Below are 16,117 nucleotides of genomic sequence, written 5' to 3'. Positions count from 1 at the left end.
GCCAAATCCGCTCCGAAGCGGAGCCGATTGTTTCCATGACGGCCTGATGCAGGTTATCCTGCAGCCATGAGTCGGGATCGTGTCGCCAGGTTGACAGAGGGCCAGCGTGCCGTGCTGCGCATGGTCGACCGCCATCTCGAGACGAAGGAGATCGCGCGGGCGCTCGGCATCAGCCCGGACGGCGTCAACCAGCGCATCAAGGCGGCGATGCGCACGCTCGGCGTCAACAAAAGGCGCGATGCCGCTCTCATGCTCGCCGAAACCGAGGCGCCGGACGCCTACCAGCCGCAGGTATACCCGCCGCGGGACATTGCGGATGGGTCCGGTTCGGCGACATTCGGCCTATCGACCGAGGGCGGGCAGGGATCGGGGCCGCTCCCGGCCGGGGCGATGCGGGAAGAACAGGCTGCCTTCGCGGCGGCGCCCTCGCTCCGGCCGAGACGGCTCCGGTTGCCGCTCCCAGTCCGGGGAGGCAGGCCAGATGACCTGAATGCGCTGCAAAGGCTGGGGTGGATATTCGGGACGATGCTCCTGATCGCCTTCGCCTTCGGTGTCTTCCTCGCCGGAATGGAAGCCCTGTCTAGGCTCGGTCGGGCCGTAAGCTAGTTTCGCAGACCTGATTGCCAACAGCGGAAACGCGCCGGCGACGCAGCCGGCGGGGGGAGAGGATTCATGCCCAGACTACGCCAAGCCGTGGCCCAGAAAGTGGCCGACCGCCTGTTCGCCGTGGAGAGCGCGATCGATCTCGCGCTGACCCGCGCTGCCGAGCTCAATGCCGCCATGCCGCAGGCCCGGACCGAGGCGCGTCTGCCGGCGATGATCGGCCAGGCCGCGCTCGACCGGGCGGCGGAGGCCTTCACCGCGCTCGTCGAGGCGCGCCGCCGGATCGTCGCCACCCACCAGTCGCTTGACGAGGCGCGCCTGCAGATCGGCCTCGCCGAGGTCGCCTCGGGCGACACCGTGCCCAAGACGCCGCCGGGCTTCACCGAGGCCGCGGCAGGCGAGGCGCCGGTCGCGCAGCTGCGCGCCGTCGCCTGAGGAGGGCCACCGCTTGACCGCGTCGTGCAGCCATGATCCGGTCAGGCGGTGAACTATCCTTTCGTCGCGCTCCTGGCCCTCTGCACTCTCTATGCCCTCTGGGCGGGAGGCGGGCCGGAGCGGATCGGGGCGGCGGTCTACGGGCTGTCCGTGGCCGCCTCCCACCTGATCCTCACCGCGCACGACCAGCGCTGGCTGAACGTCGAAACCGGAGTGTTCATCGTCGATGTCGTCACCTTTCTCGCCTTCGTCCCCATTGCCCTTCGGGCCGACCGCTTCTGGCCCTTATGGGTGAGCGCCTTTCTCGGCCTCGGCGTGCTTGGCCATCTGGCGCGGCTCGTGGGGCCCGACACCTTCTGGTGGGCCTATGCGGTGGTGCTGACGATCTGGAGCTATCCGATCGTCCTGCTGATCGCGCTGGGCACCTTCCTGCATCGCCGGAGGCTGGCCCGTCACGGTGCCGACAGATCCTGGGTGAGCTCCTCCGGCCGATCGGACCCGGGGCCGCCGGCTGGGCCGACCGGCTGATCGGCGAGTTCGGCTCGCTCGGCGCGGCCCTCGCCGCACCGCCGGCCGCACAGCAACGGGTCCTGGGCGAGGAGCAGAGGGTGGTCGCCTGGCTCGCCACGCTGCGCTCGGCGATGCTCCACGCGCTGCGCCGCGAGGCGCTGCAGGGGCCGGTGCTCGGCGATTCCGACGCCGTCACCGACTATCTCTTCGCGGCCATGGCCCACGAGCCGGTCGAGCAGCTGCGCGTCCTCTACCTCAACACCCGCAACCGCCTGCTGCTCGACGAGACGGTGATCGAGGGGTCGGTCAACGTCGCGCCCATCTATCCCCGCGAGATCGTCAGGCGGTCGCTCGAAGTGGGCGCGACCGCGCTCATTCTCGCCCACAACCATCCGTCCGGCGACCCGAAGCCCAGCCGTGAGGATGTGCGCCTCACCCGCCTCGTCGCCACGGCCGGGGAGCCGCTCGACATCAGGCTTCACGACCATGTCATCGTCGCCCGTTCGGGCTGGATCAGCCTCCGCGCAGCAGGATATTTGTGATGCACCAGACCAGCAGCCTCGACTATCGCCCGCCCGCCGCGGCGCCGGCCACCGACCAGGCCGGGGAGCGCGCCCATGCCCGCGCCTGGGCCGACCGCCTCTACGCCGAGCGGCGGCGCCGCGACGCCATGTTCCCGCCCGCTCTGTTCGGCGAGCCGGCCTGGGACCTGCTGCTCGCCATGTTCACAGCGCGCGAACGCGGCCAGGCGATGATCCTGTGCAAGGCCTATAAGGCGGCGGGGGTGTCGGACACGACCGGGCGCCGCCTGCTCGACCGGATGGAGGAGGAAGGGCTGATCACCCGCCGCCGCGCCCCGCGCTCGCGCAAGATGCGGATCGTCGAGCTCACCGACCGGTCGATCGAGCTGCTCGTCCGCTATCTCGCACGGGGCGCCTAGCTCGGCGCGGGACGTCCCCGCGCCGATTTCGCGCGCGGCGGCGTGGTCTGCTAGGCTCCCGGGAAGACTCGCCGGGAGAAGGCCATGGTCAGGCTCGATCATATCAACATCCAGACCGTGAAGCTGGCAGAGACCGTCGCTTTCTACCGCGACGTGCTCGACCTGCGGGCGGGCGATCCGCCGCCGCCGCTCGATCCCGCGCAGGTGCAATGGATGTTCGACGTCGAGGGGAATGCGATCTTCCACCTCTCCACGCCCGGCGCGCTGAACGCGATCGGCGACGTCAACAAGGGCGCCGATACCGGGGCGGTCCATCATGTCGCGCTCTCCTGCAAGGGCCATGACGAGATGATCGGGAAGCTCGACTGCATGGGCCTTCACCACCGCGGGAACCATGTCGCCGCGATCGACCTCAAGCAGATTTTCGTCCGCGATCCGAACGGCGTCCTGCTCGAGCTCAACTACCGCAAAGGTAACCACTAGACCGCACTGCCAGCCTTCCGCCCTGCGCTCCCAGTCTGTAAGACGGGGCGCAAGAGAGGAAGTCTGTGCAGTTCGAAGACCAGATCTCCGGGATCCTTCGCCGGCACGAGGGGCGCAAGGGCGCATTGCTGCCGATCCTGAACGATGTGCAGGCGGCGCTCGGCCATGTCCCGGCCACCGCGGTGCCGCTGATCGCCGAGGCGCTGAACCTGTCGCGCGCCGAGGTCCATGGCGTGGTCACTTTCTATCATGACCTGAAGCCGGCCCCCGCGGACCTGCCGGTGGTGAAGCTCTGCCGGGCCGAGGCCTGCCAGGCGCGCGGCGTCGAGGCGCTGGCCCCCGTGTTCGAGGCGGACGAGCGGATCCAGGTCGAGACCGTCTATTGCCTCGGCCTCTGCGCCAGCGGGCCCTCGGCCATGGTCGGCGACCGCGTCTTCGCCCGGCTGGACGAGGCAGGCGCGAAAAAGCTGATCGGCGAGGTCGCTGCATGAGGGTCTTCGTCCCCGGCGATGCCGCCGCCTGCGCGGTCGGCGCCGATGCGGTCGCCGCGGCCGTCGGCGAGGGCGTCGTCCGCAACGGCTCGCGCGGCATGTTCGAGCTCGAGCCCTTGCTGGAGATCGAGACCGACGCGGGCCGGATCGGTTTTGCCCGCGTCACGCCCGACGACGTCCCGGCGATCCTGGCCGAGCGCGAGGCGCATCCCAAATGCGTCGGCCCCGTCGAGGAGCTGCCTTTCCTGAAGCGCCAGACCCGCCTCACCTTCGCGCGCTGCGGGATCACCGACCCGCAGTCGATCGAGGAGTATCGCGCTCATGGCGGCCTGAAGGGGCTGGAGCGCGCCATTGCGCTGGGGCCGGAGGCGACCGTGGAGGAGGTCTTCCAGTCCGGCCTGCGCGGCCGCGGCGGGGCGGGCTTCCCGGCCGGGATCAAGTGGCGGACCGCGGCCGGCGCCGTCGCCGACCAGAAATATATCGTCTGCAATGCCGACGAGGGCGACAGCGGCACCTTCGCCGACCGGATGGTGATGGAGGGCGATCCCTTCATGCTGATCGAGGGCATGGCGATCGCCGCCCTCGCGGTGGGCGCGACCCGGGGCTATATCTACATCCGCTCCGAATATCCGCATGCGATCCGGGCGATGGAGCGGGCGGTGGAGACCGCGCGGATCAACGGCCTGCTCGGCCGGCTGCTTCATTCCGAGCATCATTTCGACATGGAGGTCCGCGTCGGGGCCGGCGCCTATGTCTGTGGCGAGGAGACCTCGCTGCTGGAGAGCCTCGAAGGGAAGCGCGGCGAGGTCCGCGCCAAGCCGCCGCTCCCGGCGATCGAGGGCCTGTTCGGGAAGCCGACGATCATCAACAATGTGCTGACCCTCGCCGCCGTCCCTTATGTGCTCGCCGAGGGGGCAAAGGCCTATGCGGATTACGGCATGGGCCGCTCGCGCGGGACGATGCCGATCCAGCTCGCCGGCAATGTCAGGAATGGCGGACTGTTCGAGACCGCGTTCGGGATCACTTTGGGCGAACTGGTCAACGAAATTGGCGGCGGTACCCTCTCCGGCCGTCCGGTCCGGGCGGTGCAGGTCGGCGGTCCGCTCGGCGCCTATTTCCCGCCCTCCGAATTCCACCTCCCCTTCGACTACGAAACCTTCGCCGCCGCCGACGGGCTGATCGGCCATGCCGGCATCACGGTGTTCGACGACAGCGTCGACATGGCGAAGATGGCGCGCTTCGCCATGCAATTCTGCGCGGCGGAGAGCTGCGGCAAGTGCACGCCCTGCCGGATCGGCTCGGTCCGCGGCATGGAGGCGCTGGACCGGGTGCTGGCGGGCGAGGCGGTGGCGGCCAATCTCGTCCTGGTCGAGGAACTCTGCGAAACCATGAAATTCGGATCGCTCTGTGCCCTCGGCGGTTTTACACCCTATCCGGTGATGTCGGCGCTGAAGCACTTCCCGGAGGACTTCGCCCGGGCGCGCGAAGTGGAGACCATGTCATGACCCTGATCCGCGACGCCGATCACGGCACCCCCGCTTCCGCGGCGGAGGCGCAGGTCACCCTCACCATCGACGGCGAGAGCGTCACCGTGCCAGCCGGCACGTCGATCATGCGCGCCGCCAGCCTCGCCGGCACCCAGATCCCGAAGCTATGCGCCACCGACAGCATGAAGGCGTTCGGCTCCTGCCGCATCTGCCTGGTCGAGATTGACGAGCGGCCGGGCACACCCGCCTCCTGCACCACCCCGGTCGCCGAGGGTATGGCCGTGGTCACGCAGAGCGACCGCCTGCAGCGACTGCGCAAGGGCGTGATGGAGCTCTATCTCTCCGATCATCCGGCGCCCGAGGAGGCGACGGAGATGCAGGAGATGGCGGCGATGGTCGGCGCCGCGCGCGACCGTTATCTGCCGGTCGCCCAGCATCTCGGCGCGCCCTGCGACACCTCCAACCCCTATTTCGACTTCGACCCGAGCCTCTGCATCGTCTGCTCGCGCTGCGTGCGCGCCTGCGACGAGGTGCAGGGCACCTTCGCCCTGACCATCGCCGGCCGCGGCTTCGGCAGCCATGTCTCGGCGAGCCAGGACGAGGCCTTCCTCGCCTCCGAGTGCGTCTCCTGCGGCGCCTGCGTGCAGGCCTGCCCGACCGGTTCGCTGCAGGAGAAGACGGTCAAGGAGATCGGCCTGCCGGAATGGTCCGAGATCACCACCTGCGCCTATTGCGGCGTCGGCTGCACCTTCAAGGCGGAGATGCGCGGCGAGGAGGTCGTGCGCATGGTGCCGTGGAAAGAGGGCAAGGCCAATCGCGGCCATAGCTGCGTCAAGGGCCGCTTCGCCTGGGGCTACGCGACGCACCGCGAGCGCGTGCTTGAGCCGATGATCCGCAAGTCGGTCGACGAGCCCTGGCAGGTGGTGAGCTGGGAAGAGGCGATCGCCCATACCGCCAGCGAGTTCCGGCGGATCCAGCAGGATTATGGCAACCGGGCGGTTGGCGGGATCACCTCGTCGCGCTGCACGAACGAGGAAACCTTCCTCGTCCAGAAGCTGGTCCGCGCGGGCTTCGGCAACAACAATGTCGATACCTGCGCCCGGGTCTGCCACTCGCCGACCGGCTATGGCCTGAAGACCACCTTCGGCACCTCCGCCGGCACGCAGGATTTCGACAGCGTGATGCAGGCCGATGTGATGATCGTGATCGGCGCCAACCCGACCGACGGTCACCCGGTCTTCGCCAGCCGGATGAAGCGGCGCCTCCGCCAGGGCGCGAAGCTGATCATCATCGATCCCCGCCGGATCGACATGGTCCGCACGCCCCATATCGAGGCGAGCTTTCATTTGCCGCTGAAGCCCGGGACGAACGTCGCAGTGCTGACCGCGATGGCCCATGTCATCGTCACCGAAGGCCTGGCCAACGAGACCTTCATCGCCCAGCGCTGCGACCTCGACGAATATCGCGAATGGGCCGAGTTCGTCGCCCGGCCGGAGCATAGCCCGGAAGCGGTCGAGCGCTATACCGGCGTCCCCGCCGCCGATTTGCGCGGCGCGGCGCGGCTCTACGCCACGGGCGGCAATGGCGCGATCTATTACGGGCTCGGCGTCACCGAGCACAGCCAGGGCACGACCGCAGTCATGGCGATCGCCAATCTGGCCATGGCGACCGGCAATATCGGCCGCCCGGGCGTCGGCGTGAATCCGCTGAGGGGCCAGAACAATGTCCAAGGCTCGTGCGACATGGGCAGCTTCCCGCACGAGCTCAGCGGCTACCGCCACGTCTCCGACGGCACCGCACGCGACCTGTTCGAGAAATTATGGGGAACGCCGATCGATCCGGGGCCGGGCCTGCGCATCCCCAACATGCTCGACGCCGCGGTCGATGGCGTGTTCAAGGGAGTCTACATCCAGGGCGAGGACATCCTTCAGTCCGACCCCAATACCCGCCACGTCGCCGCCGGGCTGAAGGCGATGGAGTGCGTGGTCGTCCACGATCTCTTCCTCAACGAAACCGCCAATTACGCCCATGTCTTCCTGCCGGGCTCGACCTTCCTCGAGAAAGACGGGACCTTCACCAATGCGGAGCGGCGCATCCAGCTCGTCCGGACGGTGATGAAGCCGAAGAACGGCTATGCCGACTGGGAGGTCACGCAATTGCTCGCCCGCGCGCTCGGGCTCGACTGGAATTACACGCACCCGGCCCAGATCATGGACGAGATCGCCGCGGTGACGCCGACCTTCGCCGGCGTCTCCTTCGCCAGGCTGGAGGAATTGGGCTCGATCCAGTGGCCCTGCAACGAGAAGGCGCCCGAGGGCACGCCGGTCATGCACATGGAGCATTTCGTGCGCGGCAAGGGACGGTTCGTGCTGACCGAATATGTCGCGACCGACGAGAAGGTCGGCCCGCGCTATCCGCTTCTGCTCACCACCGGCCGGATCCTCAGCCAGTATAATGTCGGCGCCCAGACAAGGCGGACCGAGAATGTGCTCTGGCACAAGGAGGATCTGCTCGAGATCCACCCGCACGACGCCGAAAATCGCGGCATCAGGGAAGGCGACTGGGTGAAGCTGGCGAGCCGCGCGGGCGAGACGACGCTACGCGCGACGATCACCGACCGGGTCGCGCCGGGTGTGGTCTACACCACCTTCCACCACCCGATGACCCAGGCGAACGTGGTCACCACCGAATATTCGGACTGGGCCACCAACTGCCCCGAATACAAGGTCACCGCGGTGCAGGTGATGCCCTCCAACGGCCCGACCGAATGGCAGGAGGAATATGAGATCCAGGCGATGCACTCGCGCCGCATCGCCGCGGCCACCGAGGCCGCCGAATGAGCGGCCACACGCTCGACAAGCTCGTCTACATGGCCAACCAGATCGCGCGGGAATTTGCGAGCCAGCGCCCGCGCGAGGCCGTCGACGCGACCTGGGACCATCTCTGGCATTTCTGGGATCCCCGGATGCGGAGCATGATCCTCACGCATTTGAGCGCCGGCGGCGAGGGGCTCAGCGACATCGCCCGTGCGGCGGTCGCGAAGCTGGCCGGCGACGCCGAGCCGGCGCCCGTTACCAAGGCCACGGAGTTCAACAGCGCCGGCGAGGGCGCTTCGGGAGCGGGCTCCGACGCCGGCTAGAAGCGCCCGTGCGGATCGCTCATCACGAGGACCGAATCGGAGCGGGCCAAGGCGATGAGCGTCAGCCCGGCCTCCTTCGCCCGTTCGACGGCGAGGCTGGTCGGCGCCGAGATGGTGACGAGCATGGGGATACCGGCCAAAGCCGCTTTCTCGACCAATTCGTAGGAGCAGCGGGCGGTCAGCAGGGCGAAGCCCGCACCCATGTCCCGCCCCTCGCGCAGGCAATGGCCGACCAGTTTGTCGAGGGCGTTGTGGCGGCCGACATCCTCGCGCGCCGCCAGCACCCTGCCCTCCGCGTCGCACAGGGCCGCCGCGTGGACGGCGCCGGTTTCCGCATTGAGCGGCTGGTGCGCGCGGATCGCCTCGAGCGCCCGAAAGATCGCGGTGGGCGCGATCCGCGGTGGCGGAGGCACCGCCGGCAAGGGGCGCAGCGCCTGCTCCAGATTCTCGATCCCGCACAGGCCGCAGGAGGACTCGCCGACCCGGTGCCGCACGCGCGCCAGCACCCTGTCGTGCCGTTCGGGCACCAGCTCGATGCCGAGCAGCACCCCGTTTTCCGCCGAGTCTATCTCGACCCCCGTCACGTCGGCCGAGCCGTCGATCAGCCGCTCGGACCTGGCGAAGCCGTAGGCGAAATCCGCCAGGTCGTTCGGCGTCGCCATCATCACCGCATAGCCGATGCCGAGGAAGCTGATCGCCACCGGCGTCTCCACCGGCACCGTCCTCGGCCGCTCGGCAATCCTTCCGTCAGCACCGATTTGGTGCGCGGCATAAGCTGCAGCAAATCGCAGGCCGGATGGCATATTTTCGTCAGCGGACATGGCGGTGCGGCAGCATGGCGGCGTTCGCGGGCGGCGACAAGTGAAGCATCGTCTTCGCGCGCCGGGAAGGATAGAAGGCCCCTGTGATAACGATCGGCTTCTATGGAAGACTGGCCGAACGGCTCGGGCGGCAGGTGGACCTCGATCTGCCTGACGGCGTCTCGTTGTCGGAGCTGCGCGCCTATTTTGACGGGCTCGATGCGGACAAGGTCCGCGCGCTGGTCAACGATGAAACGGCCCTGGACGATATCTGGGTCTATCCGGGCGACCGCGTGGATTTCCTGCCGCCTCTGTCGGGCGGCTGAGATGCGGATCGACGCGCGCCTGGTCCACGAACCCTTCCGGCCCGAGGCGGAACTCGCCGGCTTCGCGGACGACGGGGCGGGCGCAATCGCCAGCTTCACCGGCCTCTGCCGCCCCGCGACAAAGGACGGAGACGCCGTCACGAGCCTGTTCCTCGACCATCATCCGCGCCTGACCGAAGGCAGCCTGCACGACATCGCCGCCTCCGCCGAGCGTTTCGGAGTCAACGCGGTCCGCATCGTCCATCGCTGCGGCGCGATCGCACCCGGCGAGGCGATCGTCTTCGTGGCCGCCGCCGCCGCCCATCGCCGCGCCGCGTTCGACGCGGTCGACTTTCTGATGGACCGGCTGAAGACCGACGCCCTGTTCTGGAAGCGCGAGGACAGGCTTGACGGCCCGCGCTGGATCGAGCCTACCGAGGCCGACCGCGCCGACCGCGCGCGCTGGAACGACTGATGCCGGGAATCGACGAGAGCCTGACCTTCTATCCGCTCGGCATCGCCGTGCTGACCGTCTCGGACACGCGCACCGAGGAGACGGACAAGTCGGGCGCATTGCTCGCCGAGCGGCTCGTCGCGGCGGGCCACGCGCTGGCGGGCAAGGCGATCGTCACCGACAGCATCGAGGCCATTCAGGCGCAGGTGAAGGCCTGGGTCGCGGACCCCGAGGTCGACGTCATCCTCTCCACCGGCGGCACCGGCTTCGCGCCGCGCGACGTCACGCCCGAGGCGGTGAGGCCGCTGCTCCGCCGCGAGATGGACGGCTTCGCCGCCGTCTTCCACCGCGCCAGCGAAGGCTCGATCGGCGTCTCCACCCTCCAGTCACGCGCCTTTGCCGGGCAGATCGAGGACAAGTTCATCTTCTGCCTGCCGGGCTCCACCGGCGCCTGCCGCGACGGCTGGGACCTGGTGCTCTCGCTTGAGCTGGACAGCCGCTATCGCCCCTGCTCGCTCGCCGGGCAGATTCCGCGGCTCAGGCAACTCTGCGCATGAGCCGGCTCAGCCATGTCGGCGAGGACGGCCGCGCTGCCATGATCGACGTGACCGGCAAGGCGCCGACCGACCGCAAAGCCACCGCCGCGGGCTGGCTGAAGTGCAAACCCGAGACGCTCGCTCTGGTCCGCGCCGGCACCACGCCCAAGGGCGCCGTCATCCAGACCGCCGAGCTGGCCGGCACCATGGCCGCCAAGCGCACCGCCGACCTGATCCCGCTCTGCCACCCGCTGCCGCTGACCAAGGTCAGCGTGACGATCGGGCTGGACGACGAGCTGCCGGGGTTCCGGATCGCCGCCGAGGTCCGCACGCATGCGCCGACCGGCGTCGAGATGGAGGCGCTGACCGCCGCCTCGGTCGCGGGCCTCACTTTGTTCGACATGCTGAAGGCAGTCGACCGGACTATGGAGATCGGCGGCATCCAGGTGACGTCGAAGACCGGCGGCAAATCGGGCGGCTGGTGATCGGCTTCGACGAGGCGATGGCTCTGGTCGCAGGCGCCGCGAAGCCGCTCGGCGTCGAGAGCGTCTCCCTGGCCGAGGCGCACGGCCGCACCCTCGCCGCGCCGGTGATCGCGCAGGTCGACGCCCCACCCCGCGACGTCTCCGCCATGGACGGCTATGCTGTGCGCGAGGCTGATCTGCCGGGCGCGCTGCCGGTCGCGGGCACGGCCTATCCGGGCGACAAGGTATCGCAGCTGGCGCCGGGCACCTGCCTGCGCATTTTCACCGGCGGGCCCGTGCCCGACGGCGCCGACCGGGTCGTCATCCAGGAAGAGGTGACGCGCGACGGCGATGTCGCCACGTTCGGCGCGCCCGGCGGCGGGCGCCATATCCGCAGGCGCGGCGCGGATTTCGCGGCCGGCACGACCCTGCTCGACGCCGGCCGGCGGCTGGGCCCGCGCGAGCTGGTCGCCGCCGCGGGCGCGGATCTCGGCGAGGTTGAGGTCTGGCGACAGCCGCTCCTGGCCATCTTCGGCACCGGCGACGAGCTGGCGGAGCCGGGCCGGGCGCGGGACCGGCCCGGCGCCATCCCGGAGAGCCTGCTGCTCGGCGTGGGGGCGCTCGCCGAAGCGGCCGGCGGCGTGATCGTGATGAGCCGGCGGCTGCGGGACAATCTCCCCGAGCTGGAGCAGATGGCCGGCTGGGGGCTGGAGCGGGCCGACCTGGTCGTCGTCACCGGCGGCGCCTCGGTCGGCGAGAAGGATTATGCCAAGGCGATGTTCGCGCCGGCGGGGCTGGAGCTGATCTTCTCGAAGGTCGCGATCAAGCCCGGCAAGCCGGTCTGGCTCGGGCGGGCCGGCGGGCGGCTGGTCATGGGCCTTCCTGGCAATCCCAGCTCGGCGATGGTGACGGCGCGGCTGCTGCTCGCGCCGCTGCTCCAGGGCCTGTGCGGACGGGAGGCCGGGCTCCGCTGGCGGCAGGCGCCGCTGGCCGCGCCGCTCGGCCCGTGCGGCGACCGCGAGACCTTCGTCCGCGCGACCTGGGAGGAGGGCGCGGCGATGCCCGCCGGCTACCAGGATTCGGGGGCGCAGAAGACCCTGGCCGATGCCGACCTCCTGATCCGCCGCCGCGCCGGCGCCCCGCCCGCCGAAGCGGGCGAGACGGTCGAGGTCATCGACTTCTGAGCAGAGCCTCGGCGCGGGCGAGATCCGCTTCGTCGTTGATGTTGAAGAAGGGGTCGACCGGCTCCGTTCGCCATTCCACGGCCTCGTAGCCCACTGCCTCGGCGAAGCCGGTCAGCGAGCGGCGGCCGGTCGCGAGATAGGCGGGCAGCGCGTCGCGCGCCTGCGCTTTCCAGAGCGCGCAGACGGGATGCAGCCGCCCGCCGCTCGCCGCGACCCTGGCCGCCGCGCCGCCGCTCAGGCGGGCCGGCAGATCGTCGGGGAGGAAGGGCATGTCGCAGGGGATGGTGAGCACATCCCCGCCCCTCGCCAGCGCCGCGGCAACGCCGCCGAGCGGACCCTCGACCGCCGGATCGTCTGCGATGTCGGCGCCCTCGCGCGCCGCGACGAGCACATCGTCCGACCAGCTTCGCGCCCTCCGCAGCGCCCGCTCCAGCAAAGTCTCGCCGCCGAGCAGGCGCTGGGGCTTGCCGCCACCGATGCGGCTTCCCTCGCCGCCCGCGAGGATGACGATCCTCATCCGCCGAAGATCAATTTGACCCCGGCGAGGGTCAGGACGAGGCCGAGCGCCTGCAGCAGCCTATCGCGCGGCAATTTCTCGACGCCGAGCCAGGTGCCGAGCAAAGCCCCGAGGGCGACCGCGCCCATCAGCCAGGGCATCTCCGCGGGCAGGCTGCGCACCGCGGCGAGATTGCCGAGCAGCCCCGCCGCGGAGTTCAGGAAGATGAAGCCGGCGGCGACGCCGGAGGTGTGGCGCGGCGTCTCCCAAGCGAAGAGGATGATCAGCGGACTGAGGAAGATGCCGCCGCCCGTCCCGGTCAGCCCGGCGAGGAAGCCGAGCGCTGCACCGGCAGGGAGCGTGATCAGCAGGCTCGGCGTCGTCACCTCGCGATACGCAAGCTGCTTCGGCGACCAGAACAACCGCACCGCCGCGGCGACCAGCACGGCCCCGACCAGCGGCCGGTAAAATTCGGGCGGCAGATGGATGGACCCGCCGAGCCAGGCCGCCGGGGCCGAAGTGACCGCAAAGGCGAGGAGCAGCTTCCAGTTGGTCTGGCCCCTGAGGCCGTAGCGCGCCGCCCCAAGACCCGCGACGACGAGGTTCAGTGCCAGAGCGGTCGGCCGCATCGTCTCCGGTGCCACCGAGAAGAGCGCCATGATCGCGAGATAGGCCGAGGCGCCGCCATGGCCGACCGAGGAATAGAGCGCCGCCGCGACCGCCATCAAGGCGGCGATGGCGAGCAGCAGGGACGGGTCCATCAGCCCCCCGTGACGCTCATATGCCTGGCCACGGCCGGGCGGCGCGCGGCGATGTGGAAGTCGTGGCCCTCGGGCTTCGCCGCCATCAATGCGTCGAGCGCCGGATCGAGCGTCCCGCCCGCGCGCAGCAGGTCGCGCAGCTCGACCTTCTGGTCCTGGCCGAGACAGCCGTAGACGGTGCCGGTCGCGGTCACCCGGACGCGGTTGCAGCCGCTGCAGAAATTGCCGGTCAGCGGGGTGATCAGACCGAGCTTCAGGCCGAGCTCAGCCACCTCATAATAGCGCGCGGGGCCGCCGGTGCGCCGGAACGAGGGCGTCAGCGTGAAACGCTCCTCCAGTCCGCGCTTCACGGCGTCGAGCGGGAGATAATGGCCGGTCCGGTCCGTCTCCACCTCGCCGAGCGGCATGGTCTCGATCAGGGTGAGGTCGTGCCCCTCGGCGGCGCACCAGCGCGCCATGGCCTCGATCTCGTCCTCGTTGAGGCCCTTGAGGGCGACCATGTTGATCTTGACCCTGAGCCCCGCCGCCTTCGCCGCCGCAATGCCGCCAAGCACCTGCGTGAGGTCGCCGCGCCGGGTGATGTGGCGGAAGCAATCGGCATCGAGGCTGTCGAGGCTGACATTCACGCGCCGGACGCCCGCGGCCCGCAGGTCCGCCGCGAAGCGGGCGAGCTGGGTGCCGTTGGTGGTGAGAGTGAGCTCCTCGAGGCCCTGGCCGAGCCTCGCGCCCAGCCAGCCCACCAATTGCTCGATCCCGCGCCGGACCAGGGGCTCGCCGCCGGTCAGCCTGATCCGGGTGACGCCGCGGGCGATGAAGGCGTCGGCGACCTCGACCAGCTCCTCCAGCGTCAGCAGCTCGGCGCGCGGCAGGAAATTCATCGTCTCCGCCATGCAATAGCGGCACCTGAGGTCGCAGCGGTCCGTCACCGACAGGCGGAGATAGGAGATCCGCCGGCCGTAGGAGTCGATCAGGTCCGCCTTGCGTTCCATGCCGGGAGCTTACGCCTCACCCCCGGTTGCGCGCAACGCTCGCTTCCATCCGCGCGAGTTGCTCGGGCGTCGCTTCCGGCTGGCCCTTCTTCCACTCGGCATAGTCCATGCCGTAGATCGCGCGGCGCGCCTCCTCGCGGCTCAGCGGCTCGCCCGCCTCGGCGGACGCCTCCGCGACCCAATCGGCGAGGCAGTTCCGGCAGAAGCCGGCCTGGCCCATCAGGTCGACATTCTGCGCGTCCCGGCGATGCCGCAGATGCTCGACCAGCCGGCGAAAGGCGGCGGCGGCGACCCGATCGTCGATCCCGTCCATGCTCAGAGCGCGATCACCACAGTCTTCAGCTCGGTATAGGCCTCGACGCCCTGCCGGGCCTGCTCGCGGCCGAGCCCCGACTGCTTGTAGCCGCCGAAGGGCAAAGCCGGGTCGATCACCGAGTGGCAATTGCCCCAGACCGTGCCCGCTTTGATCTTCGCGGCCAGCCGGTGCATGTTGCTGAGGTCCTTCGTCCAGATGCTGGCGCCGAGACCGTAGACGGTGTCGTTCGCCGCCTTCGCCACCTCGTCCAGATCGTCGAAGCGCTGGGCGACGAGCACCGGGCCGAAAATCTCCTCGCGCACCACGCTCATCTCGGGATGCACGTCCACCATCACCGTCGGGTTGACGTAATAGCCCTCCGAGCCGCAGGCGTCGCCGCCGGTCAGGATCGAGGCGCCGGCCTTCCGGCCCTGGTCGATATAGTCCATCACCCGCCGCTGCTGCTCGTCGGAGACGAGCGGGCCCATGCGGGTGGCGCTGTCGAGGCTCGGCCCCGGCGCCCAATGCCGGGCATGGCTGGCGACGCCCTCGAGCAATTTGTCGAAGATCGAGCGGTGCGCGAACAGGCGCGAGCCGGCAACGCAGATCTGGCCGGAGTTGAAGAAGATCGCACCCGCGGCGCCGCCGGCGACCTTGTCGACGTCGACATCGGGAAGCACGATGACCGGCGACTTGCCGCCGAGCTCGAGGGTCACCCGCTTCAGGCTGTCGGTGGCGGCGCGGTTGATGATCTTGCCGACCTCGGTCGAGCCCGTGAAGGCGACCTTGTCGACGTCGGGATGGCGGACCAGGCGGTCGCCGGCCGTCTCGCCGAGGCCGGTGATGATGTTGATCACACCGGCCGGGAAGCCGGCCTCCGCGACCAGATCGGCGAGGCGGAGCGCGGTCACCGAGGTCTGCTCGGCGGGCTTCAGGACGACCGTGCAGCCCGCGGCCAGGGCCGGCGCGATCTTCTGCGTGGCCATGATCATCGGGAAGTTCCACGGCACGATCTGCGCGGCGACGCCGACCGGCTCGCGGCGGACATAGGCGTGGAAGGCGCCGGCGGGCGCGCCCAGCGGATCGATCATGTCGCCGCCCAGCTTGGTGGTCCAGCCCGCCGTGTAGCGGAGCATGCGGATCGAGGCGGGAATGTCGACCGCGGCCGCGATCGCCTTGGGCTTGCCGTTGTCGATCGCCTCCAGCTCGGCGAACTCGTCGGCATGCGCCTCGAGCAGGTCGGCGAGCCTGTTGATCAGGACCTCACGCGCGATCGGCGGCAGGCCGGTCCAGCGGCCGTCGTCGAAGGCGGTGCGCGCGGCGGCGACCGCGCGGTCCACATCCTCGTTGGTCGCGTCGACGAAGCGGGAGACCTCGCGGCCGGTCGACGGGTCGATCACCGCCAGCGTCGCGCCGCCCGTCGAGTCCACCCAGGCGCCGTTGATGAACAATTGCGGCTTGCGCGCCAGGGCCTTGCTGGCGGCATCCGAATAGGCCGGCTGGGCGCTGATGCGGGTCATCTCGTTCATGGTCGCTCTCCGTTGAAACCCATTTCCCCGTGCCGAGTCGCTCTAGGCTTTACGCACAGGAGCGGCAATGGCGGGGTGGAGTCAGCGGGGACGCGAGGAGGACCCGGAAGGCGAGAGTGGTGGAGCTGAGGGGAATCGAACCCCTGACCTCTGCAGTGCGATTGCAGCGCTCTCCCATCTGAGCTACAGCCCCGCACCTTCGGGAGCGCCCAGATA

At 69.7% G+C, this 16,117-nt stretch carries 21 protein-coding genes and 1 tRNA gene; 15 read left to right on the top strand and 7 right to left on the bottom strand.

From position 1 onward, the window contains the following. Window positions 1-66 precede the first annotated feature (66 nt). From VEC11_RS00600 to VEC11_RS00555, 10 genes are all read left to right on the top strand, one after another. Window positions 67-606: a helix-turn-helix domain-containing protein gene (locus VEC11_RS00600; RefSeq protein WP_464128153.1), complete on the top strand. Its 540-nt coding sequence runs from the start codon at window positions 67-69 to the stop codon at window positions 604-606. 66 nt (window positions 607-672) lie between these two features. Then, a complete protein-coding gene (locus tag VEC11_RS00595; RefSeq protein ID WP_464128150.1) occupies window positions 673-1,038 on the top strand; it encodes a hypothetical protein in 366 nt (121 codons plus the stop codon). A 48-nt stretch (window positions 1,039-1,086) separates the two neighbouring features. Further along, the gene (locus tag VEC11_RS00590; RefSeq protein WP_464128147.1) at window positions 1,087-1,566 is read left to right on the top strand and encodes a hypothetical protein; all 480 of its coding nucleotides are present in this window, start codon (window positions 1,087-1,089) and stop codon (window positions 1,564-1,566) included. Next, window positions 1,506-2,090 carry a JAB domain-containing protein gene (locus VEC11_RS00585; protein WP_464128202.1) on the top strand — a complete coding sequence of 195 codons (585 nt, stop codon included), beginning with the start codon at window positions 1,506-1,508 and terminating at the stop codon, window positions 2,088-2,090. The genes VEC11_RS00590 and VEC11_RS00585 overlap by 61 nt, the downstream gene beginning before the upstream one ends. Next, window positions 2,090-2,488: a winged helix DNA-binding protein gene (locus tag VEC11_RS00580; protein WP_464128146.1), complete on the top strand. Its 399-nt coding sequence runs from the start codon at window positions 2,090-2,092 to the stop codon at window positions 2,486-2,488. The genes VEC11_RS00585 and VEC11_RS00580 overlap by 1 nt, the downstream gene beginning before the upstream one ends. An 84-nt stretch (window positions 2,489-2,572) precedes the next feature. Then, a complete protein-coding gene (locus tag VEC11_RS00575) occupies window positions 2,573-2,971 on the top strand; it encodes a VOC family protein (RefSeq protein ID WP_464128143.1) in 399 nt (132 codons plus the stop codon). A gap of 65 nt (window positions 2,972-3,036) precedes the next feature. Further along, on the top strand, window positions 3,037-3,462 hold the full coding sequence (locus VEC11_RS00570; RefSeq protein WP_464128140.1) for an NAD(P)H-dependent oxidoreductase subunit E: 426 nt from the start codon (window positions 3,037-3,039) through the stop codon (window positions 3,460-3,462). Further along, window positions 3,459-4,967 carry an NADH-ubiquinone oxidoreductase-F iron-sulfur binding region domain-containing protein gene (locus VEC11_RS00565; RefSeq protein ID WP_464128137.1) on the top strand — a complete coding sequence of 503 codons (1,509 nt, stop codon included), beginning with the start codon at window positions 3,459-3,461 and terminating at the stop codon, window positions 4,965-4,967. The genes VEC11_RS00570 and VEC11_RS00565 overlap by 4 nt, the downstream gene beginning before the upstream one ends. Further along, window positions 4,964-7,789: a formate dehydrogenase subunit alpha gene (fdhF, locus tag VEC11_RS00560; RefSeq protein ID WP_464128134.1), complete on the top strand. Its 2,826-nt coding sequence runs from the start codon at window positions 4,964-4,966 to the stop codon at window positions 7,787-7,789. The genes VEC11_RS00565 and fdhF overlap by 4 nt, the downstream gene beginning before the upstream one ends. Next, window positions 7,786-8,088 (top strand): formate dehydrogenase subunit delta, encoded by a 303-nt coding sequence (locus VEC11_RS00555; RefSeq protein ID WP_464128131.1) that lies wholly within the window; start codon window positions 7,786-7,788, stop codon window positions 8,086-8,088. The genes fdhF and VEC11_RS00555 overlap by 4 nt, the downstream gene beginning before the upstream one ends. On the opposite strand, the gene fdhD is transcribed toward VEC11_RS00555, so the two are convergent. Further along, window positions 8,085-8,891 (bottom strand): formate dehydrogenase accessory sulfurtransferase FdhD, encoded by an 807-nt coding sequence (gene fdhD, locus VEC11_RS00550; RefSeq protein ID WP_464128130.1) that lies wholly within the window; start codon window positions 8,889-8,891, stop codon window positions 8,085-8,087. The genes VEC11_RS00555 and fdhD overlap by 4 nt on opposite strands. A gap of 101 nt (window positions 8,892-8,992) precedes the next feature. Between fdhD and VEC11_RS00545 the strand changes: the two genes are divergently transcribed. The 5 genes from VEC11_RS00545 to VEC11_RS00525 are packed head-to-tail and all read left to right on the top strand — an operon-like array spanning window position 8,993 to window position 11,831. Beyond that, entirely contained in the window at window positions 8,993-9,214 is a 222-nt protein-coding gene (locus VEC11_RS00545) for a MoaD/ThiS family protein (protein WP_464128128.1), read from the top strand. Window position 9,215: 1 nt separating this feature from the next. Continuing rightward, complete coding sequence (locus VEC11_RS00540) at window positions 9,216-9,668, top strand: molybdenum cofactor biosynthesis protein MoaE (RefSeq protein ID WP_464128125.1); 453 nt, start codon at window positions 9,216-9,218, stop codon at window positions 9,666-9,668. Further along, window positions 9,668-10,204 (top strand): molybdenum cofactor biosynthesis protein B, encoded by a 537-nt coding sequence (gene moaB, locus VEC11_RS00535; RefSeq protein ID WP_464128122.1) that lies wholly within the window; start codon window positions 9,668-9,670, stop codon window positions 10,202-10,204. Before VEC11_RS00540 ends, moaB begins: the two co-directional genes overlap by 1 nt. Further along, window positions 10,201-10,668: a cyclic pyranopterin monophosphate synthase MoaC gene (gene moaC / locus VEC11_RS00530; protein WP_464128119.1), complete on the top strand. Its 468-nt coding sequence runs from the start codon at window positions 10,201-10,203 to the stop codon at window positions 10,666-10,668. The genes moaB and moaC overlap by 4 nt, the downstream gene beginning before the upstream one ends. After that, window positions 10,665-11,831 carry a molybdopterin molybdotransferase MoeA gene (locus VEC11_RS00525; RefSeq protein WP_464128116.1) on the top strand — a complete coding sequence of 389 codons (1,167 nt, stop codon included), beginning with the start codon at window positions 10,665-10,667 and terminating at the stop codon, window positions 11,829-11,831. The genes moaC and VEC11_RS00525 overlap by 4 nt, the downstream gene beginning before the upstream one ends. Here the strand turns inward: VEC11_RS00525 and mobA are convergent. The 6 genes from mobA to VEC11_RS00495 all read right to left on the bottom strand — a co-directional run bounded on the left by mobA (window position 11,818) and on the right by VEC11_RS00495 (window position 16,094). After that, complete coding sequence (gene mobA, locus VEC11_RS00520; protein ID WP_464128114.1) at window positions 11,818-12,348, bottom strand: molybdenum cofactor guanylyltransferase; 531 nt, start codon at window positions 12,346-12,348, stop codon at window positions 11,818-11,820. The genes VEC11_RS00525 and mobA overlap by 14 nt on opposite strands. Then, window positions 12,345-13,088 carry a sulfite exporter TauE/SafE family protein gene (locus VEC11_RS00515; protein ID WP_464128111.1) on the bottom strand — a complete coding sequence of 248 codons (744 nt, stop codon included), beginning with the start codon at window positions 13,086-13,088 and terminating at the stop codon, window positions 12,345-12,347. Before VEC11_RS00515 ends, mobA begins: the two co-directional genes overlap by 4 nt. Next, window positions 13,088-14,077 (bottom strand): GTP 3',8-cyclase MoaA, encoded by a 990-nt coding sequence (moaA, locus tag VEC11_RS00510; RefSeq protein ID WP_464128110.1) that lies wholly within the window; start codon window positions 14,075-14,077, stop codon window positions 13,088-13,090. The genes VEC11_RS00515 and moaA overlap by 1 nt, the downstream gene beginning before the upstream one ends. Window positions 14,078-14,093: 16 nt before the next feature. After that, the gene (locus VEC11_RS00505; RefSeq protein ID WP_464128107.1) at window positions 14,094-14,390 is read right to left on the bottom strand and encodes a DUF1244 domain-containing protein; all 297 of its coding nucleotides are present in this window, start codon (window positions 14,388-14,390) and stop codon (window positions 14,094-14,096) included. Between the two features lie 2 nt (window positions 14,391-14,392). Beyond that, the gene (locus VEC11_RS00500) at window positions 14,393-15,901 is read right to left on the bottom strand and encodes an aldehyde dehydrogenase family protein (RefSeq protein WP_464128105.1); all 1,509 of its coding nucleotides are present in this window, start codon (window positions 15,899-15,901) and stop codon (window positions 14,393-14,395) included. A gap of 117 nt (window positions 15,902-16,018) precedes the next feature. Then, window positions 16,019-16,094, bottom strand: a tRNA-Ala gene (locus VEC11_RS00495). Window positions 16,095-16,117: the final 23 nt, after the last annotated feature.

This window comes from Allosphingosinicella sp. (genome assembly GCF_035626655.1).
Lineage (GTDB): Bacteria > Pseudomonadota > Alphaproteobacteria > Sphingomonadales > Sphingomonadaceae > Allosphingosinicella.
This window is presented reverse-complemented; position numbering and strand designations above follow the sequence as displayed.

What these genes read in the sequence shown, in the direction of transcription:
- VEC11_RS00595 (WP_464128150.1), top strand. Translation starts at nt 673, where the DNA reads ATGCCCAGACTACGCCAAGCCGTGGCCCAGAAAGTGGCCGACCGCCTG.
- VEC11_RS00565 (WP_464128137.1), top strand. Translation starts at nt 3,459, where the DNA reads ATGAGGGTCTTCGTCCCCGGCGATGCCGCCGCCTGCGCGGTCGGCGCC.
- VEC11_RS00515 (WP_464128111.1), bottom strand. Translation starts at nt 13,088, where the DNA reads ATGGACCCGTCCCTGCTGCTCGCCATCGCCGCCTTGATGGCGGTCGCG.
- VEC11_RS00555 (WP_464128131.1), top strand. Translation starts at nt 7,786, where the DNA reads ATGAGCGGCCACACGCTCGACAAGCTCGTCTACATGGCCAACCAGATC.
- VEC11_RS00580 (WP_464128146.1), top strand. Translation starts at nt 2,090, where the DNA reads ATGCACCAGACCAGCAGCCTCGACTATCGCCCGCCCGCCGCGGCGCCG.
- moaB (WP_464128122.1), top strand. Translation starts at nt 9,668, where the DNA reads ATGCCGGGAATCGACGAGAGCCTGACCTTCTATCCGCTCGGCATCGCC.
- moaC (WP_464128119.1), top strand. Translation starts at nt 10,201, where the DNA reads ATGAGCCGGCTCAGCCATGTCGGCGAGGACGGCCGCGCTGCCATGATC.
- fdhF (WP_464128134.1), top strand. Translation starts at nt 4,964, where the DNA reads ATGACCCTGATCCGCGACGCCGATCACGGCACCCCCGCTTCCGCGGCG.
- fdhD (WP_464128130.1), bottom strand. Translation starts at nt 8,891, where the DNA reads ATGCCATCCGGCCTGCGATTTGCTGCAGCTTATGCCGCGCACCAAATC.
- VEC11_RS00575 (WP_464128143.1), top strand. Translation starts at nt 2,573, where the DNA reads ATGGTCAGGCTCGATCATATCAACATCCAGACCGTGAAGCTGGCAGAG.
- mobA (WP_464128114.1), bottom strand. Translation starts at nt 12,348, where the DNA reads ATGAGGATCGTCATCCTCGCGGGCGGCGAGGGAAGCCGCATCGGTGGC.
- VEC11_RS00505 (WP_464128107.1), bottom strand. Translation starts at nt 14,390, where the DNA reads ATGGACGGGATCGACGATCGGGTCGCCGCCGCCGCCTTTCGCCGGCTG.
- VEC11_RS00540 (WP_464128125.1), top strand. Translation starts at nt 9,216, where the DNA reads ATGCGGATCGACGCGCGCCTGGTCCACGAACCCTTCCGGCCCGAGGCG.
- VEC11_RS00600 (WP_464128153.1), top strand. Translation starts at nt 67, where the DNA reads ATGAGTCGGGATCGTGTCGCCAGGTTGACAGAGGGCCAGCGTGCCGTG.
- moaA (WP_464128110.1), bottom strand. Translation starts at nt 14,077, where the DNA reads ATGGAACGCAAGGCGGACCTGATCGACTCCTACGGCCGGCGGATCTCC.
- VEC11_RS00500 (WP_464128105.1), bottom strand. Translation starts at nt 15,901, where the DNA reads ATGAACGAGATGACCCGCATCAGCGCCCAGCCGGCCTATTCGGATGCC.